The following is a 19,068-nucleotide window of genomic DNA, read 5'->3' as shown; positions in this document are numbered from 1 at the left end:
TTTTTCCCGCGTGTGTTTTGGCCCGTTCGCCGAACGTTCGCGGTGTCGCGGCGGCCTCGTTTTTTGCTTCGCTTGCCGGTCTCGTCGCCAGCCTCGCTGGCTCCTTCCTGATCCTCATTTCAACGTCCCTGCGCTCATGAGTTTTCTCGGCATCGATCTCGGCACCGGCTCCCTGAAAGCGGCAATCGTCGACGAACATGGACGCGAGCAGGCGGTATCGAGCGTCGCGTATGCGCTGGTTACGCCGCACGCGGGTTGGGCCGAAATCGACGTCGAGACCTGGTGGAATGCGCTCGTCGATGCGATGGCGGCCCTGCCGCGCGAGCTGCGTGACGGCGTGCGCGCGATCGGCTTCTCCGGCCAGATGCACGGCGTCGTGCTGCTCGATGCAAACGGCGCGGCGGTGCGGCGCGCGATGCTGTGGCCCGACTCGCGCGCGCTCGCCGTGCTCGATGCATGGCCCGAGCCGCAACCAAATCCGGTCGCGCCCGGCATGGCCGGTCCGTTGCTGCGCTGGCTCGTGCTGCATGAACCGGAAGCCGCGCGCCGCACGCGCTGGGCGCTGCAGCCGAAAGACTGGCTGCGCGTCGCGCTCGGCGGCGCGTGCGTGACCGATGCGTCAGACGCGTGCGCAACCGCGCTCGCCGATCCCGCCGGCGCGTGGGACGCGGCGCTGCTGGAACGCCTCGAGATTCCGCGCGAGTGGTTCGCGCCGCTGGCGCCGTCGTATGCGGCGTCGGGCGCGCTGTCGCCGCAGGCCGCGCAGGCACTCGGCTTGCGGGCCGGTATCGTGCTCGCGACCGGCGCCGCGGACACGCCGTGCGCGGCGCTCGGCAGCGGACTCGCGCACGACGGCGACGCGCTGCTGACGACCGGCAGCGGCGGACAGATCGTCGTGCTCGCGAACCACGAGCCGGCGCCGCTGAAGGGCTTGCATCGCTATCGCGCGGCGAGCGATCACTGGTATCGGATGGCGGCGATGCAGAACGTCGGCATCGCGTTGGAGCGGGTACGCGGATGGCTGTCGTATGAGTGGGCGGACGCTTACCGCGAGGCATTCGGCGAGGCGGCGGATGCAGCCGCTGATGCAACGGGTCACGCGGCGTCGACGCCGACCTTCCTGCCGTACCTGACCGGCGAGCGCACGCCGTGGCTGAACCCGCAGGCGCGCGGCGGCTGGCTCGGTTTATCGCTCGAGCATACGCGCGGGGCGATGATGCGCGCCGCGTTCGAGGGCGTCGCGTTCTCGTTGCGCGCGGGGCTCGACGCGATTCGCGCGAGCGGCGCGCCGGTGACGGCGCTCAAGCTCGCGGGCGGCGGCTCCGTCGATGCGCGCTGGCGACAGCTGCTTGCCGATGCGCTCGACGTCGAATTGAACGCGGTCGATTGCCCGAACGCAGCGCCGCGCGGCGCGGCGATCCTCGGCGGTCTCGCGTGCGGTCACTGGCTAACGCGCGATCTCGCCGCGCTCGCGCCGGGCGCGACACGCGTTGCGGGCCCACGAGGCGATGCGGCGCTTGCCGGACGCTATGCGCGCTTCGTCGATTTGTATGGCCGGGTCGAGCCATGGTTCGGTGGCAGGGCGCCGCGCGAAGCGCAGTAGCAGCGACGGCGTCGAACGCGGCGCCGAGTGCGATCGGCGGCGCAGCCTTTGCGCACTATGCAATACCATTACGCTTTTCGCGCGCCACGTAGTCACTGGCACGCGATGCCCTTTTCGCACTCACGCACTCACGCACTCACGCACTCACGCACTCACGCACTCGGAGGAGCATTGATGATGAAGAGCAAAGCAGCAATCGCATGGAAAGCCGGCGCCCCGTTGACGATCGAGGAAGTCGATCTCGAAGGTCCGCGCGCCGGTGAGGTGCTGATCGAAGTGAAGGCGACGGGCATCTGCCATACCGACGACTACATCACGCACTGTCTGCCGCTCGAGTGCATCAACGAGGGCTTTGACCTGATAAAGAAGGGCGAGTCGATCCGCTCGGTCGTGCTCTATTAAGCGAGGAATATCACGATGCTCGAACTACTATCGTCGCACGCCTGTCATGGCGGCGAGCAGCGCTTTTACCGGCACGAGTCGCGCGCGATCGGTCTGCCGATGCGCTTCTCGATCTATCTGCCGCCGCAGGCGTTGCATGAGAATGCGGGACGTGTGCCGGCGTTGTTCTATCTGGCCGGACTGACTTGCACGGAAGAAACGTTTCCGATCAAGGCCGGCGCGCAGCGTTTCGCGGCACAGCACGGCATCGCATTGATCGCGCCGGACACGAGTCCGCGCGGCGCGGGTGTGCCAGGCGAGAGCGATGCATGGGACTTCGGTGTCGGCGCGGGCTTTTATGTCGACGCGACCGAGGAGCCGTGGTCCAGGAATTACCGGATGTACTCATACGTGCGGGATGAACTGCGCGAGACGGTGCTTGCGAACCTGCCGATCGATGGCGAGCGCCTCGGCATCTTCGGTCACTCGATGGGCGGGCACGGCGCGCTGATGCTCGCGCTGCGCAATCCGAACATTTATCGGTCGGTGTCGGCGTTCGCGCCGATCGCGGCGCCGATGCGTTGTCCGTGGGGCGAGAAGGCGTTCAGCGGCTACCTCGGCGAGAACCGTGAGGCGTGGAAGCAGTACGACGCGAGCGAACTGGTCGCGCACGCGACGCACAAGTTCGCGGCGGGGATTCTCGTCGATCAGGGACTCGCGGATCAGTTCCTGCCCACGCAGCTGAATCCCGACGTGTTCGAAGCGGCGTGCAAAGCCGCGGGGCAGCCGTTGACGTTGCATCGGCACGAAGGCTACGACCATGGCTACTACTTCATCTCGACGTTCATCGAGGATCATCTCGCACATCACGCGAAGGTGTTGCTCGGCTGAAAAACGTCGTAAAAGGCGGCGCTAAATGAAAAAACGGCGGCACATCACGTGCCGCCGTTTTTTCATGTGATCGCGACGCAAGCGCCGCTCAATGCCGCTTCAGCAAACTCCCGCCATACACCGCCGCCGATAGCACGGTGATCCAGAAGCTCGTCGGCCAATCGGTATAGAACGCGAGCGTCAGCCCGAGCCACGCCTGCGCGAGCGCGAACACGGCCGCGAGCACGAGACCCGTCGACAGCCGCGTGCTCAGGTTCTGCGCGGCGGCGGCCGGGCCCACCATCAGCGTGAACACGAGCAGCACGCCGACGATCTGCGTGCAGGCGGCGACGGCCAGCGCGGCGATCGCGAGAAACAGCACCGACACGCGGCGCAGCGACACGCCCTTCGCTTCGGCCAGCTCCGGCTGCAGCGATGCGAACAGCAGCGGCCGCATGATGGCCGCCAGCGCCACGAGACTCACCACACCGAGCGCTGCAAGCACCCCGAGCGTCGATGCATTGACGCCGAGCACGTTGCCGAACAGCAGCGCCGTCACCTGCGTCGCATACGCGGTGAAGAAATGCAGAAACAGCAGCCCGAAGCCAAGCGACAAGGAAAGAATCACGCCGATCGCGACATCGCGTCCAGCGAGTCGCTCGCCAAGCGCACCCATGCCGACACCGGCCGCGAGCGTGAAGCCGATCATCCCCCAGATCGGCGAAATGCCGATCAGCACCGCGCCGGTCGCGCCAGTAAAGCCGACATGCGACAGCGCGTGGCCCGCGAACGTCTGTCCGCGCATCACCAGAAAATAGCCGACCACGCCGGCCAGCACCGCGACGATCCCCGACGCCGCGAATGCGTTCACCATGAAATCGTATTCAAACATCGTGCGTGTGTCCGTCGCGTGAGTCGTGCGGGTTTGAGTCACCGTGTGAGTGGCCGTGTGAATGACCGTGGCCGTGGTCGTGCGAGTGACCGTGCGAATGCGTATGTCCGCCGTCCTCGTCGTGTTCGTGCTCGTGATCGTGCTTCTCGACTTCGACACCGCCCGACATCACGAAGATGCGGCCGTTCACGCGCATCACATCGATCGGCGAGCCGTACAGACGCGACAGCACCGGCCGCGTGATCACTTCATCGACGGTGCCGAGCGCCGCGACGCCGCTGCCGAGATACAGCACGCGATCGATCGAGTTCAACAGCGGATTGAGTTCGTGCGCGGAGAACAGCACCGCGATGCCGAGTTCCTGCTGCACGCGCCGCACGAGTTCGACGACGCTCTTCTGATGATGCGGATCGAGACTGATCAACGGTTCATCGAGCAGCAGCAGTTTCGGATTACCGAGCAGGCATTGCGCGAGCAGCAGCCGCTGCCGTTCGCCGCCCGACAACTCCGACAGCGGCCGCTTCGCGAGATTCGTCCCGCCGACGAGCTCGAGCACCCGATCGACGTCCGCGCGCGTTTTCGCATCCGCATGCGGCAAGCCCCAGCGATGACCATCGGCGGCCATCGCGACGAAATCGCGGCCGCGCACACGGCGGCCGGCGAGCGCGCTGCGCGTCTGCGGCATATAGCCGATCGACGCGTTGCCGCGCTCGACCGTCTGCCCGAGCACGCGAATCGCGCCGTCCGCGGCCGGCACGAGGCCGAGTACCGCGCGCATCAGCGTCGTCTTGCCCGCGCCGTTCGGCCCGAGCACACCGATGAACTCGCCCTGCTTCACGACGAAGCTGGTGTCGCGCAGGATCGTGCGGCCGCCCAGATCGAGCGTCACGTTGTCGAGTTCGAGCACGGGCGTGTCGCCGCGCGCGGTGCGTGCGCCTGTCAGCGCACCTGCTGGCGTTCGATGGCCAGTCGGAATCATGGAGTTTTTCCTTTCGCGTTGGCTGCACCGTTCGCGCCGTTCGTGTCGCCCGCCGCGAGCGCCTTCTGCAACGCGTCGAGCTGCGTCAGCATCCACGTCTGATAGGTCTTGCCGGCCGGCAGGGTTTCGGTGACGCTCAACGTCGGTACCTTAGATTGTTGCGCGAGCTTCAGCATGCGTTGGGTCAGCGCCTCGGTGGCCTGGCTGTTGTAGATCAGCACGCGCACACGCCGCTCGCGCAGATCGCGCTCGAACGCGGCGATATCGGCCGCGCTCGCTTCGGTGTCGTTCATCGCGGCGAGCTGGAAGCGCTGGTTGCGCATGTTCAGGCCGATCGCGTCCGACATATAGCCGAACACCGGCTCCGTCGCCGTGACCGGCAGGCCTGCATAGCGGCCGTGCAGCTCGGCGACCTTGGCGTCGATCGGCTTCAGCGAATCGAGAAACTTCGCGAGGTTCGCATCGTACGCCGACTTGTGCGCCGGGTCAGCAGCGCTGAGCGCGTCGCTGACCGCGCGCGCGACTTTTGGCATCGTCGCCGGGTCGTACCACAGGTGCGGATTGTCGCCGCCTTTTTTGCCGACGAGGTCAGCCACGACGATCACGGTGCGCTGCGTGCCTTTCGACGCGGCCAGCAGCTTCGCCATCCACGGATCGTAGTCGGCGCCGCTATAGACGATCAGGCTCGCGTGCTGCAACGCGCGTGCGGTGGCTGGGCTGGCTTCGAACAGATGCGGGTCCTGGTCCGGGTTGTTGAGGATGCTGGTGACGTCGACACGATCGCCGCCGAGTTGCCGCACCACGTCGCCATAAAAGTTTTCCGCGGCGACGACCGGGATTTTCGCGTCGGCGGCGAACGCGCCATGGCCGAAGCCGAGCGCCGCGAGCGCCAGCAGACAGGTGCACAGATGGTTGCGAACAGACATCGAACGCTTCAGCACGCGCTGCGCACTCGACAACATCAAGCGGATCGTTTTCATCGTTGTTTCCTGCTGCTTGAGAGTTTGAATGAGCCACTCGGGGTGGCAAGGCCGAATACAGCGTTGAGCTCTGCGCGGCGCCGCGCGCCTGATTACGACGAAGCGCCTGGCGAGCCGCCGGCGCCGCCAGGCTTCGCCGCTCGCGCACATAGCCCGCACAGGCCGCTCAGCTCGATCACCTGGCGATGCACCTCGAAGCCATGCGCGGGCGCGCTGTGCGACAGGCGGTCGGCGAGTTCGGCGCCGGGAATCTCGACGGTCGCGCCGCAGCCGTCGCACATCAGGAACTGGCTGCGATGCGGCACGCCGATTTCGCAGCAGGCGACGAACGCGTTCTTCGATTCGATCCGATGCACGAAGCCATGCGCGACGAGGAAATCGAGCGCGCGATAGACGGTGGTAGGCGGCATGCGACCGCGCTCGGGCGCGAGCGCGTCGAGCAATTCGTACGCGCCGACCGGCCGCTCGCTCGCGACGATCGCCGCATACACCTGGCGACGCAGCGGTGTCAGCGCGAGCCCCTGCGCCGCGGCGTGCGCATCCGCATGCGCGAGCCGCATGGCGTGCTGTTCGGCGAGCGAAGTAGTCATCGGCGTGGATCTCCTGGCGTGGCAGCCCCCGGCAGGCGGCGAGGTCGAAATGATATAACGTATCGCGATTTTTTGTCAGTGGCGCGAATCCTCGCGTCGTGGGAAGCCTGCCGCGCTGCACCATCGAAATTCGTCCGCGTGCCTTGACATGACCCGGCCCGTATCCGATCATTCGATCACTAGCCGAGCAATTGATCGCAAAACGAGCGTTCGCTCACTACGCGCCAAAATGTAAAAACGAACCGGAGACAGGCAGTGGCACGATTGAAGGACAAGGTCGCCATTCTGACGGGCGCGGCCAGCGGTATCGGTGAAGCGGTAGCTCTGCGCTATCTCGACGAAGGCGCGCGCTGCGTGCTGGTCGACGTGAAGCCGACCGACAGCATCGGCGGCGCGCTGCGCGGCACCTACGGCGAGCGCGTGTTGAGCGTCAGCGCCGACGTCCGGCGCCGCGAGGACATCGAGCGCATCGTCACGAGCACGCTCGGCTGCTTCGGCCAGATCGACATCCTTTTCAACAACGCGGCGCTGTTCGACATGCGCCCGCTCCTCGACGAATCCTGGGACGTGTTCGACCGCCTGTTCGCGGTCAACGTGAAGGGCATGTTCTTCCTGATGCAGGCGGTCGCGCGGCAGATGGTCGAGCAGGGCCGCGGCGGCAAGATCATCAACATGTCGTCGCAGGCCGGCCGGCGCGGCGAGGCGCTCGTGTCGCATTACTGCGCGACCAAGGCGGCGGTGTTGAGCTATACGCAGTCCGCGGCGCTCGCGCTCGCGCCGCATAAGATCAATGTAAACGGCATCGCGCCGGGCGTCGTCGACACGCCGATGTGGAACGAGGTCGACGCGCTGTTCGCACGCTACGAGAACCGGCCGCTCGGCGAGAAGAAGCGCCTCGTCGGCGAGGCCGTGCCGCTCGGCCGCATGGGCGTGCCCGACGACCTGACCGGCGCCGCGCTGTTCCTCGCGTCTGCCGATGCCGACTACATCACCGCGCAGACGCTGAACGTCGACGGCGGCAACTGGATGAGCTGAGCCAAGAGCAGTAAGCGGGCACGTTGGCTGCTCTGCCCGGCGCGTCATTCCGTCAAACGAACGCAGCATCACATAACGTATGAGAAAGGAGACAACCATGAAACCAGCTTTCAAATTCGCGCTGAAGGCGGCCGGTGCCGGCGCGGCCACCTGCTTTGCGCTGAGCGCATCGGCGGCGACGGTGACGATCGCGACGCTGAACAATCCGGACATGATCGAGCTGAAGAAGCTGTCGCCGGCGTTCGAAAAAGCGAATCCGGACATCAAGCTGAACTGGGTGATCCTCGAGGAAAACGTGCTGCGCCAGCGCGCGACGACCGACATCACGACCGGCAGCGGCCAGTTCGACGTGATGACAATTGGTGCGTACGAAACGCCGCAATGGGGCAAGCGCGGCTGGCTCGCGCCGATCACGAACCTGCCCGCGAACTACGACCTGAACGACGTCGTCAAGACGGCCCGCGACGGCCTGTCCGCGAACGGCCAGCTGTACGCGCTGCCGTTCTATGTCGAAAGCTCGATGACCTATTACCGCAAGGATCTGTTCGACAAGGCCGGCCTGAAGATGCCCGACCAGCCGACCTATGACCAGATCGCGCAATTCGCCGACAAGCTCACCGACAAGTCCAAGGAGCAATACGGCATCTGCCTGCGCGGCAAGGCGGGCTGGGGCGAGAACATGGCGTACGGCACGACGGTCGTGAACACCTTCGGCGGCCGCTGGTTCGACGAGAAGTGGAACGCGCAGCTGACTTCGCCGGAATGGAAGAAGGCGATGACGTTCTATGTCGATCTGCTGAAGAAGGACGGCCCTCCGGGAGCCAGCTCGAACGGCTTCAATGAAAACCTGACGCTGATGTCGTCCGGCAAATGCGCGATGTGGATCGACGCGACGGTCGCGGCCGGCATGCTGTACAACAAGCAGCAGTCGCAGATCGCCGACAAGGTCGGCTTCGCCGCGGCGCCGGTCGCGGTCACGCCGAAGGGCTCGCACTGGCTGTGGGCGTGGGCGCTGGCGATTCCGAAGTCGTCGAAGCAGGCCGATTCGGCGAAGAAGTTCATCGAGTGGGCGACCTCGAAGGAGTACATTGAAATGGTCGCGAAGGACGAGGGCTGGGCCTCGGTGCCCCCGGGCACGCGCCAGTCCACCTACGCGCGCCCCGAGTACAAGCAGGCCGCGCCGTTCGGCGACTTCGTGCTGAAGGCGATCCAGACCGCCGACCCGGATCATCCGACCTCGAAGCCGGTCCCGTACACCGGTGTGCAGTTCGTCGGAATTCCTGAGTTCCAGTCGTTCGGCACGGTGGTCGGGCAGAGCATCTCCGGCGCGATCGCCGGTCAGATGACGGTCGACCAGGCGCTCGCGGCCGGCAACGCGGCCGCGGATCGCGCGGTCAAGCAGGCGGGTTACCAGAAGTAACTGCGAGCAGTGAATCCGCAGAAGTAACCCGGCAGGCCCGCCGCATCGACCGATGCGGCTCGTGAAGCAGGGCGGCCGTTGGTCTGCGCCGTACGCGATGCGGCGCGTGCCGTGTGCCATTCAGCACGGCACGCCGCGTCGCACGCACGCGGCTCGGGCGAACGCTCCGCGCATTACCGAACAGGTGGTCCATCATGCGTCCTTTGCGCCTACCTTTGATGCACGCCCATCCGCAGACAGAAAAAGAACGCGAGGAGCGTAAGGCCAATTCGGCCCGCTGGCTCGTGGCGCCGTCGGTCAGCGTTCTCGTGCTGTGGATGGTCATTCCGCTCGCGATGACGATCTGGTTCTCGTTCTCGCACTACAACCTGCTGAATCCCGATCTGCGCGGTTTCGCCGGTTTCGACAACTACCGCTATCTCGCCACCGATCCGTCGTTCGGTCCGTCGATTGCGCACACGATCGAGCTGATCGTGTGGGTGCTCGTGATCACCGTGGTCGGCGGGGTGCTGATGGCGATCCTGTTCGATCGCAAGTTCTACGGGCAGGGCATCGCGCGCCTGCTCGCGATCGGACCGTTCTTCGTGATGCCCACCGTCAGCGCGCTGATCTGGAAGAACATGATCCTGCACCCGGTGTACGGCCTCGTCGCGCAGGGCATGCGTGCGCTCGGCATGCAGCCGATCGACTGGTTCGCCGACTATCCGCTGACCGCGGTGATCATGATCGTCGCGTGGCAGTGGCTGCCGTTCGCGTTCCTGATCCTGTTCACGGCGATCCAGTCGCTCGACCAGGAGCAGAAGGAAGCCGCGAAGATCGACGGTGCGGGTCCGTTCTCGATGTTCTTCTACATCACACTGCCGCATTTGAGACGCGCGATCGCGGTGGTCGTGATGATGGAGACGATTTTCCTGCTGTCGATCTTCGCCGAGATCTACACGACCACGGGCGGCGGTCCCGGCAACGCGACCACCACGCTGTCGTACCTGATCTTCTCGCTCGGCCTGCAACAGTTCGACGTCGGTCTCGCATCGGCGGGCGGTATTCTCGCGGTCGTGCTGGCCAACATCGTGTCGTTCTTCCTCGTGCGGATGCTCGCGAAGAACCTGAAAGGGGAGTACGAAAAATGAGTCACGTTGCCTCCACTGCGGCATCGACGACGCAACCCGTCGCGGTGCCGACCAAATCGCCGTTCGATACGATTCGCCGCGGTATTCCCGGCGTCATCGCGTGGCTCGTCGCGTTGCTGCTGTTCTTCCCGATCTTCTGGATGACGATCACCGCGTTCAAGACCGAGCAGCAGGCCTACGCGTCGTCGCTGTTTTTCATGCCGACGCTCGACAGCTTCCGCGAGGTGTTCGCGCGCAGCAACTACTTCGCATTCGCGTGGAACTCGGTGTTGATCTCGGTCGGCGTCACGCTGTTGTGCCTGATCCTCGCGGTGCCGTGTGCATACGCGATGGCGTTCTTCCCGACGCACCGCACGCAGAAAGTGCTGCTGTGGATGCTGTCGACGAAGATGATGCCGTCGGTCGGCGTGCTCGTGCCGATCTATCTGCTGTGGAAAAACAGCGGCCTGCTCGATACGGTGTCGGGTCTGATCATCGTCTACACGCTGATCAATCTGCCGATCGCCGTGTGGATGGCGTTCACGTACTTCGCTGAGATTCCGCGCGACATTCTCGAAGCCGGGCGTATCGACGGCGCGGCGACATGGCAGGAGATCGTCTATCTGCTGATGCCGATGGCGCTGCCCGGACTCGCGTCGACCGCGCTGCTGCTCGTGATCCTGGCGTGGAACGAGGCGTTCTGGAGCATCAACCTGTCGAGCTCGAACGCCGCGCCATTGACCGTGTTCATCGCATCGTATTCGAGTCCTGAAGGGTTGTTCTGGGCGAAGTTGTCGGCTGCTTCGTTGCTGGCGGTCGCGCCGATCCTGATCGTCGGCTGGCTGTCGCAGAAGCAGCTGGTACGCGGCCTCACGTTCGGGGCGGTCAAGTGATGGCGGACCCGACGGCGGGTCCGGGCATCGCGCGATATGCGTTGATCTGCGATTGCGACGGCGTGCTGATCGACAGCGAAGCGGTGGCTGCGCGTATGCTGGTGCGAGAACTCGAGGCGCGCTGGCCCGGCGTCGACGTCGAGCCGGTCGTGCTGCCGCTGCTCGGGCTGCGCATCGAGCGCGTGTTGCAGGACACCGCGACGCAGCTCGGGCAGCAACTCGGCGTCGACGATATCGACGCGATCCGCCGCGCGGTCGAAGCGGCGGCGATCGAGGCGCCCGCGGTCGACGGCATCGAGATGGCACTGACCCAGGTGCCGCTCGTCAAAGGCTGCGCGAGCAATAGCTTCCGGCCGTACGTCGAGACGGTGCTGGCGCGCACGGGCCTGAAGCGTTTCTTCGGCGAGCGGCTGTTCTGCGCCGACGCGGTGCCGAATCCGAAGCCTGCACCGGACGTGTATCTGGCGGCGGCGCAAGGCTTCGGGATTGCGCCCGCCGCGTGCCTCGTCGTCGAGGACAGCGTGACGGGTGTCACGGCGGCGGCCACGGCGGGCATGGCGGTGCTGGGGTTCATCGGCGGCGGTCATGCGAGCGATGCGCAGATCGACCGTCTGCGCGCGGCGGGCGCGCGTCACGTGTTCGACGACATGCGGCAGTTGCCCGACCTCGTCGCGCAATGGACACTGTCCGCGACGGCCGCGGCGCGATGAGAGCGCGAACGAACGCGACACGACACGGCATCAGGTAGCAGAATGAAGTGACGAGCAGCATCGAACAGCATTACACGGAGACACATCATGGCAAGCGTAACCTTGCGCAACATCAGAAAGGCCTACGACGACAACGAAGTGATGCGCGACATCAATCTCGACATCGCCGATGGCGAGTTCGTCGTGTTCGTCGGGCCGAGCGGTTGCGGCAAATCGACCCTGATGCGGATGATCGCGGGCCTCGAGGACATCACGGGCGGCGATCTGAACATCGACGCGGTACGCATGAACGACGTGCCGCCGGCCAAGCGCGGCATCGCGATGGTGTTCCAGTCGTACGCGCTGTATCCGCACATGACGCTGTACGACAACATGGCGTTCGGCCTGAAGCTCGCCGGCGCGAAGAAGCCGGAGATCGACGCGGCCGTGCGCAACGCGGCGAAGATTCTGCATATCGACCATCTGCTCGATCGCAAGCCTAAGCAGTTGTCGGGCGGGCAGCGGCAGCGCGTCGCGATCGGCCGCGCGATCACGCGCAAGCCGAAGGTGTTCCTGTTCGACGAGCCGTTGTCGAATCTCGACGCCGCGCTGCGCGTGAAGATGCGTCTCGAGTTCGCGCGCCTGCACGATGAGCTGAAGACGACGATGATTTACGTGACGCACGACCAGGTCGAGGCGATGACTCTGGCCGACAAGATCGTCGTGCTGTCGGCGGGCAATCTGGAGCAGGTCGGCAGCCCGACGATGCTGTATCACGCGCCCGCGAACCGCTTTGTCGCCGGCTTCATCGGCTCGCCGAAGATGAACTTCATGGAAGGCGTCGTGCAGTCGGTGTCGCGCGACGGCGTCACGGTGCGTTACGAGACCGGCGAGACGCAGCGCGTGTCGGTCGAGCCCGGCGCGGCGAAGCAGGGCGACAAGGTGACGGTCGGCATCCGCCCCGAGCACCTGCACGTCAGCGCGACCGAGGACGGTATCGAGGCACGCACGATGACGGTCGAATCGCTCGGCGATGCCGCGTATCTGTACGCGGAGTCGAGCGTCGCGCCGGACGGTTTGATCGCGAGGATTCCGCCGCTCGAGAGGCATGTGAAGGGCAATACGCAGAAGCTTGGCGCGACACCGGAGCATTGCCATCTGTTCGATAGCGAAGGGAAGGCGTTTCAGCGCAAGATCGTTGAGGTGTTGGCGGCTTGATGAATGGAAAAGCGGCGCGTGGGCGCCGCTCTTCGCGATTGCGATGGTCGGCGTGCGCTATAGGCGTGTGCCATATATGTCCGTGCACGTCCGTGCATCCTTGCTGTGTCACATTGGAATTATCTGATGTTGTGCCACCGTGCGGTCTGACTGTCGATCAGCGATAGCAGTTGCTGCGGCCCCGTATTGGCCGCCGAATCGTCCATAGCGGTCCTATTTACGAACAGTTGTGTGAACTTGGCGAACCTCAAGCGAACTTCTCCGCTTGACAATTGTTCGAACAATTTCAGAGTTTGGCTAATCGACGCTGTCAGCCGGCCCGTCATAGTGTGGTGTGCCCGAATCCTTTCAGGAGTGCACCGAGCCAATGACGAACAATCCAGCACCTCATCGCCCACAGACGCCGCAACCTCCCGCCCTCAAGCAACTGGCCTTTGCCTTTCCGTTTCTGCGCAAGGCGCAAGGCAATGCCAGTGCATCCACCCGTTTCACCGACGAGCACGACATCTACCGGCTTCTCGCCGGGAACGAGTCGTCCGGCGCGTATCTCGTCAGCCGCAAGGGCATGTGGCACGGCGGCATCCACATCACCGAGGCGGGCGCGGGACAGGCGCTCGACCTCGACGCCGGACTACGCTGCATCGCGGATGGTGTGCTGATCGCGTATCGCGCCAACCAGGACTATCCGGTCAGCGAAGCAAGCGTGGACGGCAGTAACGTGCCGCTTCAGGCTCCGTACAGCACGGGCTTTGCCCTGGTGCGGCACGACATGGAGTTTCCGCGCGGCACGCAGCTGACGTTCTACAGCCTGTACATGCACCTGATGTCCAACGCTGACTATGACAATTTCCCGAAGCGGCAGAAACCGGCGTACTGGTCGCGGCAGTGGCAGGTGACGCAGTTTGCGCAGGACAGGCCGCGGCCGGGTCGCAGTGGGCAGATTGCGGATCCGTCACAGGTGGGTCTGCCTGTGCGCAGGACGCCGAACGGCTCCATCGTTGGCATCCTGCCGCAGGGAGCAAGTGTCAGCATCGGCAAGACTGAAACGGTGCATGGTGCAACGTGGGGCCAGCTAACGGAGCTGCACGGAGCAACGCTGTATGCGCCCGAGGCGGGCGGCTATGTCGCAACGTCCGCGGCGGTGGACGGATGGATTTGCCTGGGCGCGCAGAATGGCGGGCCGGTCGTGAAAGAGGGCATTCCGGATTCGATGTTCGACCGGGTGATTGTCACGACGAACCGGACGTGGAGCGCGGGCGATCCGCAGGGGACAGCCGGTGGATTTCCCGTCAAGGCCGGTGACCTGATCGGGCACCCTGGCCGCTATGACTCGCTGAACGCGTGTACGAGCGGAACGCGGATGGCGCACATCGAGGTGTTCTGCGACGGGGGCATCAGGCGGTTCATCAAGTCCGGACGTGACTGGGTTCGGGCCAACTGTGCGCACGAGGACCGGTGGAGCGAGCTGGGCCTGCCACCGGAGCCCACCATTCTGCGCGTGGAGCGTGGAACGACCCTCTACCATGACCATGCCAATGGGCAATCCGGCAAGGACCCGAAACAGACCGATGTGGTCCAGGCTTATCGATTTGCCGCGCTGCCGCAGGATGACGGTCACAGGTTCATGGAAAAAGACCCCGGTAGCGACGGGACGAAACGGCGCTGGTGGAAGGTAGACAGCGCGGATGTGCGAGGCAACTCTATTCGCGGATGGGTACGTGAGCAGAGCTTCGAGGGCGGTCGCGTGACGCGGGAGTTTTCGCAAAGCTGGATCGACTTCGAGTGTCACGACGAGGACCATGATCCGACGCACACCATTTTTGCAAACACGGGCGACTATGTGGACTATGCACTCGGCATCGATGTATCCGATGCGGGTTCACTTGGCAAGCTAAGCCCACTGATGGCCGCAATCTACCGCGTCCTGTATCCGGGCGGTGACGGTCTTTACGCGGCAGACGAGCTTTGCAGCGCGGGATCAAGCCCCCAGCATTCCGGATTTCCATGGGCCGCGTTTCGCGCATCGCGTCTCATCGCGAAACACGAAAGTGAATGGGCCAATCCGGCGAAGTGGCAGGCGCTTGTCCGTGCCATCGAGCAGCGCACCGGGCACAGGCCCGAGCATGAGGAGGAGAAGAAGCGCATCGCGAAGCTTGTGTGGTGGGACGAGGTGGCCGCGGGCGTGCCCGGCTTCCCCGGATCGGATGTGTATCACATCAATCCGATTGGGTTGGTGGGGAATTTTATCAATACGCAATCATGTGGTTGTATCAACTATGATGCGATTTGGGTGCCTCACCCGGCGCCCGCGTATAAAGATAGTCAAATCGTGAGTTGGAGTCACTATCGACTCCCAATTGATACCTCGCCGGGTCGAATTGCCGGTAATAGCCGAAGGGGCGGCGATGCGTCAAAAATCTCTCAAATTAAGGTCATAAATCTTTTGGTTCAAAAAGGTCGTCAGTATCACTTGAGCAGGGACGATATTGCGATGATTTTGGCAATGACTCGTCACGAATCTGGCTTCAATCCAGATGCCGCCGCGGGAACGACTTCCGCTTCAGGTTTGGGTCAATTTGTTGACCAAACAGCAAGCTCGTATGGAATCGATACAAATAGTCAGCGTTTCGATGCAGAACAAGGTGCCGATGCGATGGTGAGGCATTATTTGGAAAATAAGCGACTTGCGATTACTGGCGGGGCCATTGAGAGAAATGTTTTTGTGATGACATACGCGTATCACCATGATGGCCCCAGTCTGGCTTATGGCGGAAAGGAAATTTCGGAGGCCAAGGTTATGCCAGTATTTGATCTTATCTTGAATAACATATGTTCTAACGTGGTGGACTGGGGTAGCCAATGAAAGCAATGCTGATAATTCTTGCGATGGTCTGTGCAACCTGTTTTGCATCCGCTTCCGAACCTCTTGTATCCGTGGAGAGTCAAGACCTTGGACCGGTCCCAGAAGTAATTCGCTCAGCCATCGAATCAGACATCTCCTTCAGACCCTATAGGTCGCTGAATTGTAAACTGCAAGGGAAAAAAATTCCGCTGTCATCGGGTAGTTCGGTATCTACATGGTTTGTCACGACTAGTGAGGCTTGTGGATGGGGGGCGGCACTAGGTCCCATATGGCTAGTGAAAAGACCGTCAACAGGCAATCCGTCACTCATGCTTTCGACTGGTGGCTATAGTGTGGCGATTGCTGGGAAGTCACGCGGAGGCCTTGTTGGCATTTACGTCGATTTCGGAACTGCCGAGGAGAGCGTTCGTAAGCGTTACTTTTTTGACGGGGAAAAATACGTGCCGAGCACCAACTAACTAGCTGGAGTGCTTTCTAATAGCGTCCTCTGAGAGTATTTTATCAACAAGGCTAGGGGTGCAATTGCGGCATTTGTAAAAAGCGGCGTTGGCACTGTGGACGACGCACAATATGCGGCCGCCAAAGAGCGGGCGTCAATTGCTGCACCAGTGGGCATCCAATTTCAAGGGGGAATATCGGATGGAATTCAGTCATCTTATGATTATTCGGCTAATCGTGGAATTTATGCCGTCAACGAATCAACTCTGAGATATATTCATTTCCATCAAGCATGAAGATTGATGATATATGCAAAATTTAAAAATCTTCTGCATTTGTGTGATGATGCTATTATCTGTCGTCAATGCGGCAGAGCGAACTTATTCACCGCAATTTGAACGATGCACTAAAAAAGTAGCATCCAATAGTGATGCACAAACTGATTGCGTCGCCGCTGCGGTGCAAAAGAAGTGACTGAATATCGCTTATGCGAATGTAGTCCAAAAACTCGCACCCGAGGATAAAACATATTTGGACAAGGTGCAGCACGAATGAATCACGTGGCGTGATGACAACTATAATTTTCTCGCCGAACATGTGTCAGGTTCTTTCGGTACTACGCGGGGAACGAGCCTCGATTTCATGTTGCGTTCGGTGTTTGATAGGGCAAGCGAGCTTGAAATGATTTCGGACGAAATGGGCGGGACTTAGATGTCACGGCTTTACATCGCGGGCGGCTGCGTTAGCACCTTATTAAAATGATAAAAAAATTGCTTTTTTTCTCCTTTGTGTCTTCTTGGGTAATTGCCTTTTTGGGTCCTTGTTGCGCAGCCCGGGAGGTGACTTTTTACTCAAAATCACTCGATTCCGCCGGTAAGCTAAAAGGGAGATGGTCGCCGACTGCAACAATCTGGAGGGCATAAAGATGGATGGTGATCTTCAGGCAGAATTTACTATCAATTCAAATCAGATTGTCATTAACTCTGTCTTGAAAGAAAATATTAAAGAGGATGAAATTATTAACGTCTACTTCGAATCTCCGCTAGATCTGGGGCGAGGTGGTATGGGTCTCGATTGGGATAATTTCTCCAGAATTAGGCGAATCGGTTATATAAAAATCAAGAGTGAGCGTGATCTCGTTTTAAATTGGATCGGATTTTACACTAACAACACAAGAGAATATAAATGGGTGAGCAAGCCAGATTTTTATAAAAATAGCGGAAAGATTGATTTTCATAGGTGTGGAAATTAAAAATTCTTGATACATTCGGCTTGGCGGTCCGTCATTCCGGTCACGCTTCCATCATCGAGCGGGGCGTTTGTGTGACCGGCAAACGCTAGAGGTGCTTGCGGGCATTGACGCGATAGAGCGCGACCGCCACGCATCCGAAACTCACGCCTCCAACGCCGCCCGCGCACACAACTCATCCGTCACCAGCCCCGACAACCACCCACCTTTAAGCACAGCAATCAACGCCTCACGCTTGCGCTGTCCGCCCGCAAACCCAATAGTCGGCCGGCGCGGCGGCGCGTCGAGCGCGATGCTCGTCACGCGCCGGCCGGTCGGCGATTCGACGGACGCGCCGGCCGCATCGATCGGCAGGCCCAGCATTTCGGCGACCGCGCCGTTGTGCATCAGTTCCTTCACCTCGCCTTCCGTGATGAAACCGTCCTCGTGCAACGGACAGGTCATGCCGATGTTGCCGATGCCGACGAATGCCACATCCGCCTGCGCGGACAGCGACTCGACGATCCGATAAAGCCGGTGATTGCACCACTGCGCGCGCTCGGCCTCACTGTCGGCGAGCAGCGGAGCCGGCAACAGAAAATACTTGCCACCGGTCTTTTCAGAAATGTGCAGTGCGACGTCGTAGCGGTTCGAGGAGCCGTCCTGCGCGATCGCGCCGACCATCGATACCAACCGGTGCTGCGGACGGTCTAGCTGCGCGATCTGATCGACCGCGGCCTTCAGCGTGCGGCCACTGCTGACCGCGACGACCATCGGCTTTTCCGCGGTCAGATAACGCTCCATCACCTGCGCGCCGGCCACCGCGAGCTTGCGGTCGAGTTCCTCGGAGGTATCGCCGTCGATCGGCACGACCTCGCACATGCTGAGGCCGTAGCGCTTCGACAACTGATCGGCGAGCGACAGACAATCGGCGAGCTTGTGATCGACCCGCACGCGGATCAGGTTCTTTTCGACCGCGAATGCGACGAGCCGCTGCGCGACCGGCCGCGACACCTGCAGCTTCTCGGCGATTTCGTTCTGGGTATTGCCCGCGATGTAGTAAAGCCACGCGGCGCGCGTGGCGAGATCGAGTTTTTCTGTGGACCTGGGCACGATGAGATTTCGCTTGAAGTGTGCCGATGATAGCGGCCGGCGGCGCGTCTGTCGCGCAGGCCGGCCGCGGATGACGCTCAGGCGAGCGGGGCGCGGGCGGGATCGAACAGCGGCCGTACGTGGCGATACAGCGCGCGATACGCTTCGAGGCGCGTGCGCAATTCCGCGTGGCGGCGCGGATTCGGCGTGAACTCCTTTTCGACGGGCGGCTTGGTCAGCACGGTGGCCGGCTCGCCGCCTGCCGCGAGCCAGCCGAGACGCGCCGCGCCGAGCGCCGCGCCGGTCTCGCCGCCGCCATGCTTGACGGTGACGGTGTCGAGCGCATCGGCGAGCAACTGGGCCCAGTAATCGCTGCGTGCGCCGCCGCCGAGCAGCGACAGCACCTTCGCTTCGGTGCCGGCCGCGCGCAGCGCGTCGAGGCCGTCGGTCAGCGCGAGCGTCACGCCTTCGAGCACCGCGTAGCCGAGCAGCGCGCGGTCGGTCGCGTGAGTCATGCCGAAGAACACGCCTTGCGCGTAGGGGTCGTTGTGCGGCGTGCGCTCGCCCGACAGATACGGCAAAAAGAGCGGCGCGCTGGTCAAGGCTTCGGCGGGCAGCGCCTCGATTTCGGCGAGCAGCGTCGGCTCGTCGGTCGACGTGAGCTTGCAGACCCAGCGCAAACAGCTCGCCGCCGACAGCACCACGCTCATCTGATGCCAGCGGTCCGGGATCGCATGACAGAACGCGTGCACGGCGGAGGCCGGGTTCGGCCGGAAGCTGTCGCCGAC

Annotated in this window: 16 protein-coding genes and 1 pseudogene; 11 read left to right on the top strand and 6 right to left on the bottom strand. The window is 62.6% G+C overall.

All coding sequences use genetic code 11. The features are described from left to right. Window positions 1–136 precede the first annotated feature (136 nt). The 3 genes and pseudogenes from GCT19_RS15090 to fghA all read left to right on the top strand — a co-directional run bounded on the left by GCT19_RS15090 (window position 137) and on the right by fghA (window position 2,875). Complete coding sequence (locus tag GCT19_RS15090; RefSeq protein ID WP_152852417.1) at window positions 137–1,603, top strand: xylulokinase; 1,467 nt, start codon at window positions 137–139, stop codon at window positions 1,601–1,603. A gap of 177 nt (window positions 1,604–1,780) precedes the next feature. Next, window positions 1,781–1,915: pseudogene (locus tag GCT19_RS43345) on the top strand (zinc-binding alcohol dehydrogenase); the annotation flags it as partial. Window positions 1,916–2,020: 105 nt separating this feature from the next. Continuing rightward, complete coding sequence (gene fghA, locus GCT19_RS15080; RefSeq protein WP_013090402.1) at window positions 2,021–2,875, top strand: S-formylglutathione hydrolase; 855 nt, start codon at window positions 2,021–2,023, stop codon at window positions 2,873–2,875. Between the two features lie 88 nt (window positions 2,876–2,963). Here the strand turns inward: fghA and GCT19_RS15075 are convergent, their stop codons facing one another. From GCT19_RS15075 to GCT19_RS15060, 4 genes are all read right to left on the bottom strand, one after another. After that, the gene (locus GCT19_RS15075) at window positions 2,964–3,746 is read right to left on the bottom strand and encodes a metal ABC transporter permease (RefSeq protein ID WP_013090401.1); all 783 of its coding nucleotides are present in this window, start codon (window positions 3,744–3,746) and stop codon (window positions 2,964–2,966) included. After that, window positions 3,739–4,725 (bottom strand): ABC transporter ATP-binding protein, encoded by a 987-nt coding sequence (locus GCT19_RS15070; protein ID WP_152852415.1) that lies wholly within the window; start codon window positions 4,723–4,725, stop codon window positions 3,739–3,741. The genes GCT19_RS15075 and GCT19_RS15070 overlap by 8 nt, the downstream gene beginning before the upstream one ends. Continuing rightward, window positions 4,722–5,705 (bottom strand): metal ABC transporter solute-binding protein, encoded by a 984-nt coding sequence (locus GCT19_RS15065; RefSeq protein ID WP_152852413.1) that lies wholly within the window; start codon window positions 5,703–5,705, stop codon window positions 4,722–4,724. Before GCT19_RS15065 ends, GCT19_RS15070 begins: the two co-directional genes overlap by 4 nt. Window positions 5,706–5,797: 92 nt before the next feature. Continuing rightward, on the bottom strand, window positions 5,798–6,295 hold the full coding sequence (locus GCT19_RS15060) for a Fur family transcriptional regulator (protein WP_018437784.1): 498 nt from the start codon (window positions 6,293–6,295) through the stop codon (window positions 5,798–5,800). Between the two features lie 255 nt (window positions 6,296–6,550). Here GCT19_RS15060 and GCT19_RS15055 point away from each other — a divergent pair, with 255 nt between their 5' ends. The 8 genes from GCT19_RS15055 to GCT19_RS15020 all read left to right on the top strand — a co-directional run bounded on the left by GCT19_RS15055 (window position 6,551) and on the right by GCT19_RS15020 (window position 17,212). After that, on the top strand, window positions 6,551–7,330 hold the full coding sequence (locus GCT19_RS15055; protein ID WP_035492167.1) for an L-iditol 2-dehydrogenase: 780 nt from the start codon (window positions 6,551–6,553) through the stop codon (window positions 7,328–7,330). A gap of 97 nt (window positions 7,331–7,427) precedes the next feature. Next, window positions 7,428–8,750: an ABC transporter substrate-binding protein gene (locus tag GCT19_RS15050; RefSeq protein ID WP_013090396.1), complete on the top strand. Its 1,323-nt coding sequence runs from the start codon at window positions 7,428–7,430 to the stop codon at window positions 8,748–8,750. Window positions 8,751–8,944: 194 nt separating this feature from the next. Continuing rightward, window positions 8,945–9,880, top strand: coding sequence for a carbohydrate ABC transporter permease (locus GCT19_RS15045; RefSeq protein WP_026229139.1), 936 nt, complete (start codon window positions 8,945–8,947; stop codon window positions 9,878–9,880). Further along, entirely contained in the window at window positions 9,877–10,752 is an 876-nt protein-coding gene (locus GCT19_RS15040) for a carbohydrate ABC transporter permease (protein WP_013090394.1), read from the top strand. The genes GCT19_RS15045 and GCT19_RS15040 overlap by 4 nt, the downstream gene beginning before the upstream one ends. Further along, window positions 10,752–11,462: an HAD family hydrolase gene (locus tag GCT19_RS15035; RefSeq protein WP_018437788.1), complete on the top strand. Its 711-nt coding sequence runs from the start codon at window positions 10,752–10,754 to the stop codon at window positions 11,460–11,462. The genes GCT19_RS15040 and GCT19_RS15035 overlap by 1 nt, the downstream gene beginning before the upstream one ends. 87 nt (window positions 11,463–11,549) lie before the next feature. After that, window positions 11,550–12,659 (top strand): ABC transporter ATP-binding protein, encoded by a 1,110-nt coding sequence (locus GCT19_RS15030; protein ID WP_152852411.1) that lies wholly within the window; start codon window positions 11,550–11,552, stop codon window positions 12,657–12,659. A gap of 367 nt (window positions 12,660–13,026) precedes the next feature. Beyond that, complete coding sequence (locus GCT19_RS15025; protein WP_152852409.1) at window positions 13,027–15,522, top strand: lytic transglycosylase domain-containing protein; 2,496 nt, start codon at window positions 13,027–13,029, stop codon at window positions 15,520–15,522. A gap of 1,363 nt (window positions 15,523–16,885) precedes the next feature. After that, complete coding sequence (locus tag GCT19_RS15020; protein WP_152852407.1) at window positions 16,886–17,212, top strand: hypothetical protein; 327 nt, start codon at window positions 16,886–16,888, stop codon at window positions 17,210–17,212. Between the two features lie 141 nt (window positions 17,213–17,353). Here GCT19_RS15020 and GCT19_RS15015 read toward each other — a convergent pair whose 3' ends face one another. Beyond that, window positions 17,354–18,301, bottom strand: coding sequence for a sugar-binding transcriptional regulator (locus GCT19_RS15015; protein WP_026229140.1), 948 nt, complete (start codon window positions 18,299–18,301; stop codon window positions 17,354–17,356). 77 nt (window positions 18,302–18,378) lie between these two features. Further along, the coding region (locus tag GCT19_RS15010) for a xylulokinase (protein WP_265334619.1) at window positions 18,379–19,068 on the bottom strand (690 nt) is incomplete at its 5' end.

This window comes from Paraburkholderia atlantica, from assembly GCF_009362785.1.
GTDB classification, from domain to species: domain Bacteria; phylum Pseudomonadota; class Gammaproteobacteria; order Burkholderiales; family Burkholderiaceae; genus Paraburkholderia; species Paraburkholderia atlantica.
This window is presented reverse-complemented; position numbering and strand designations above follow the sequence as displayed.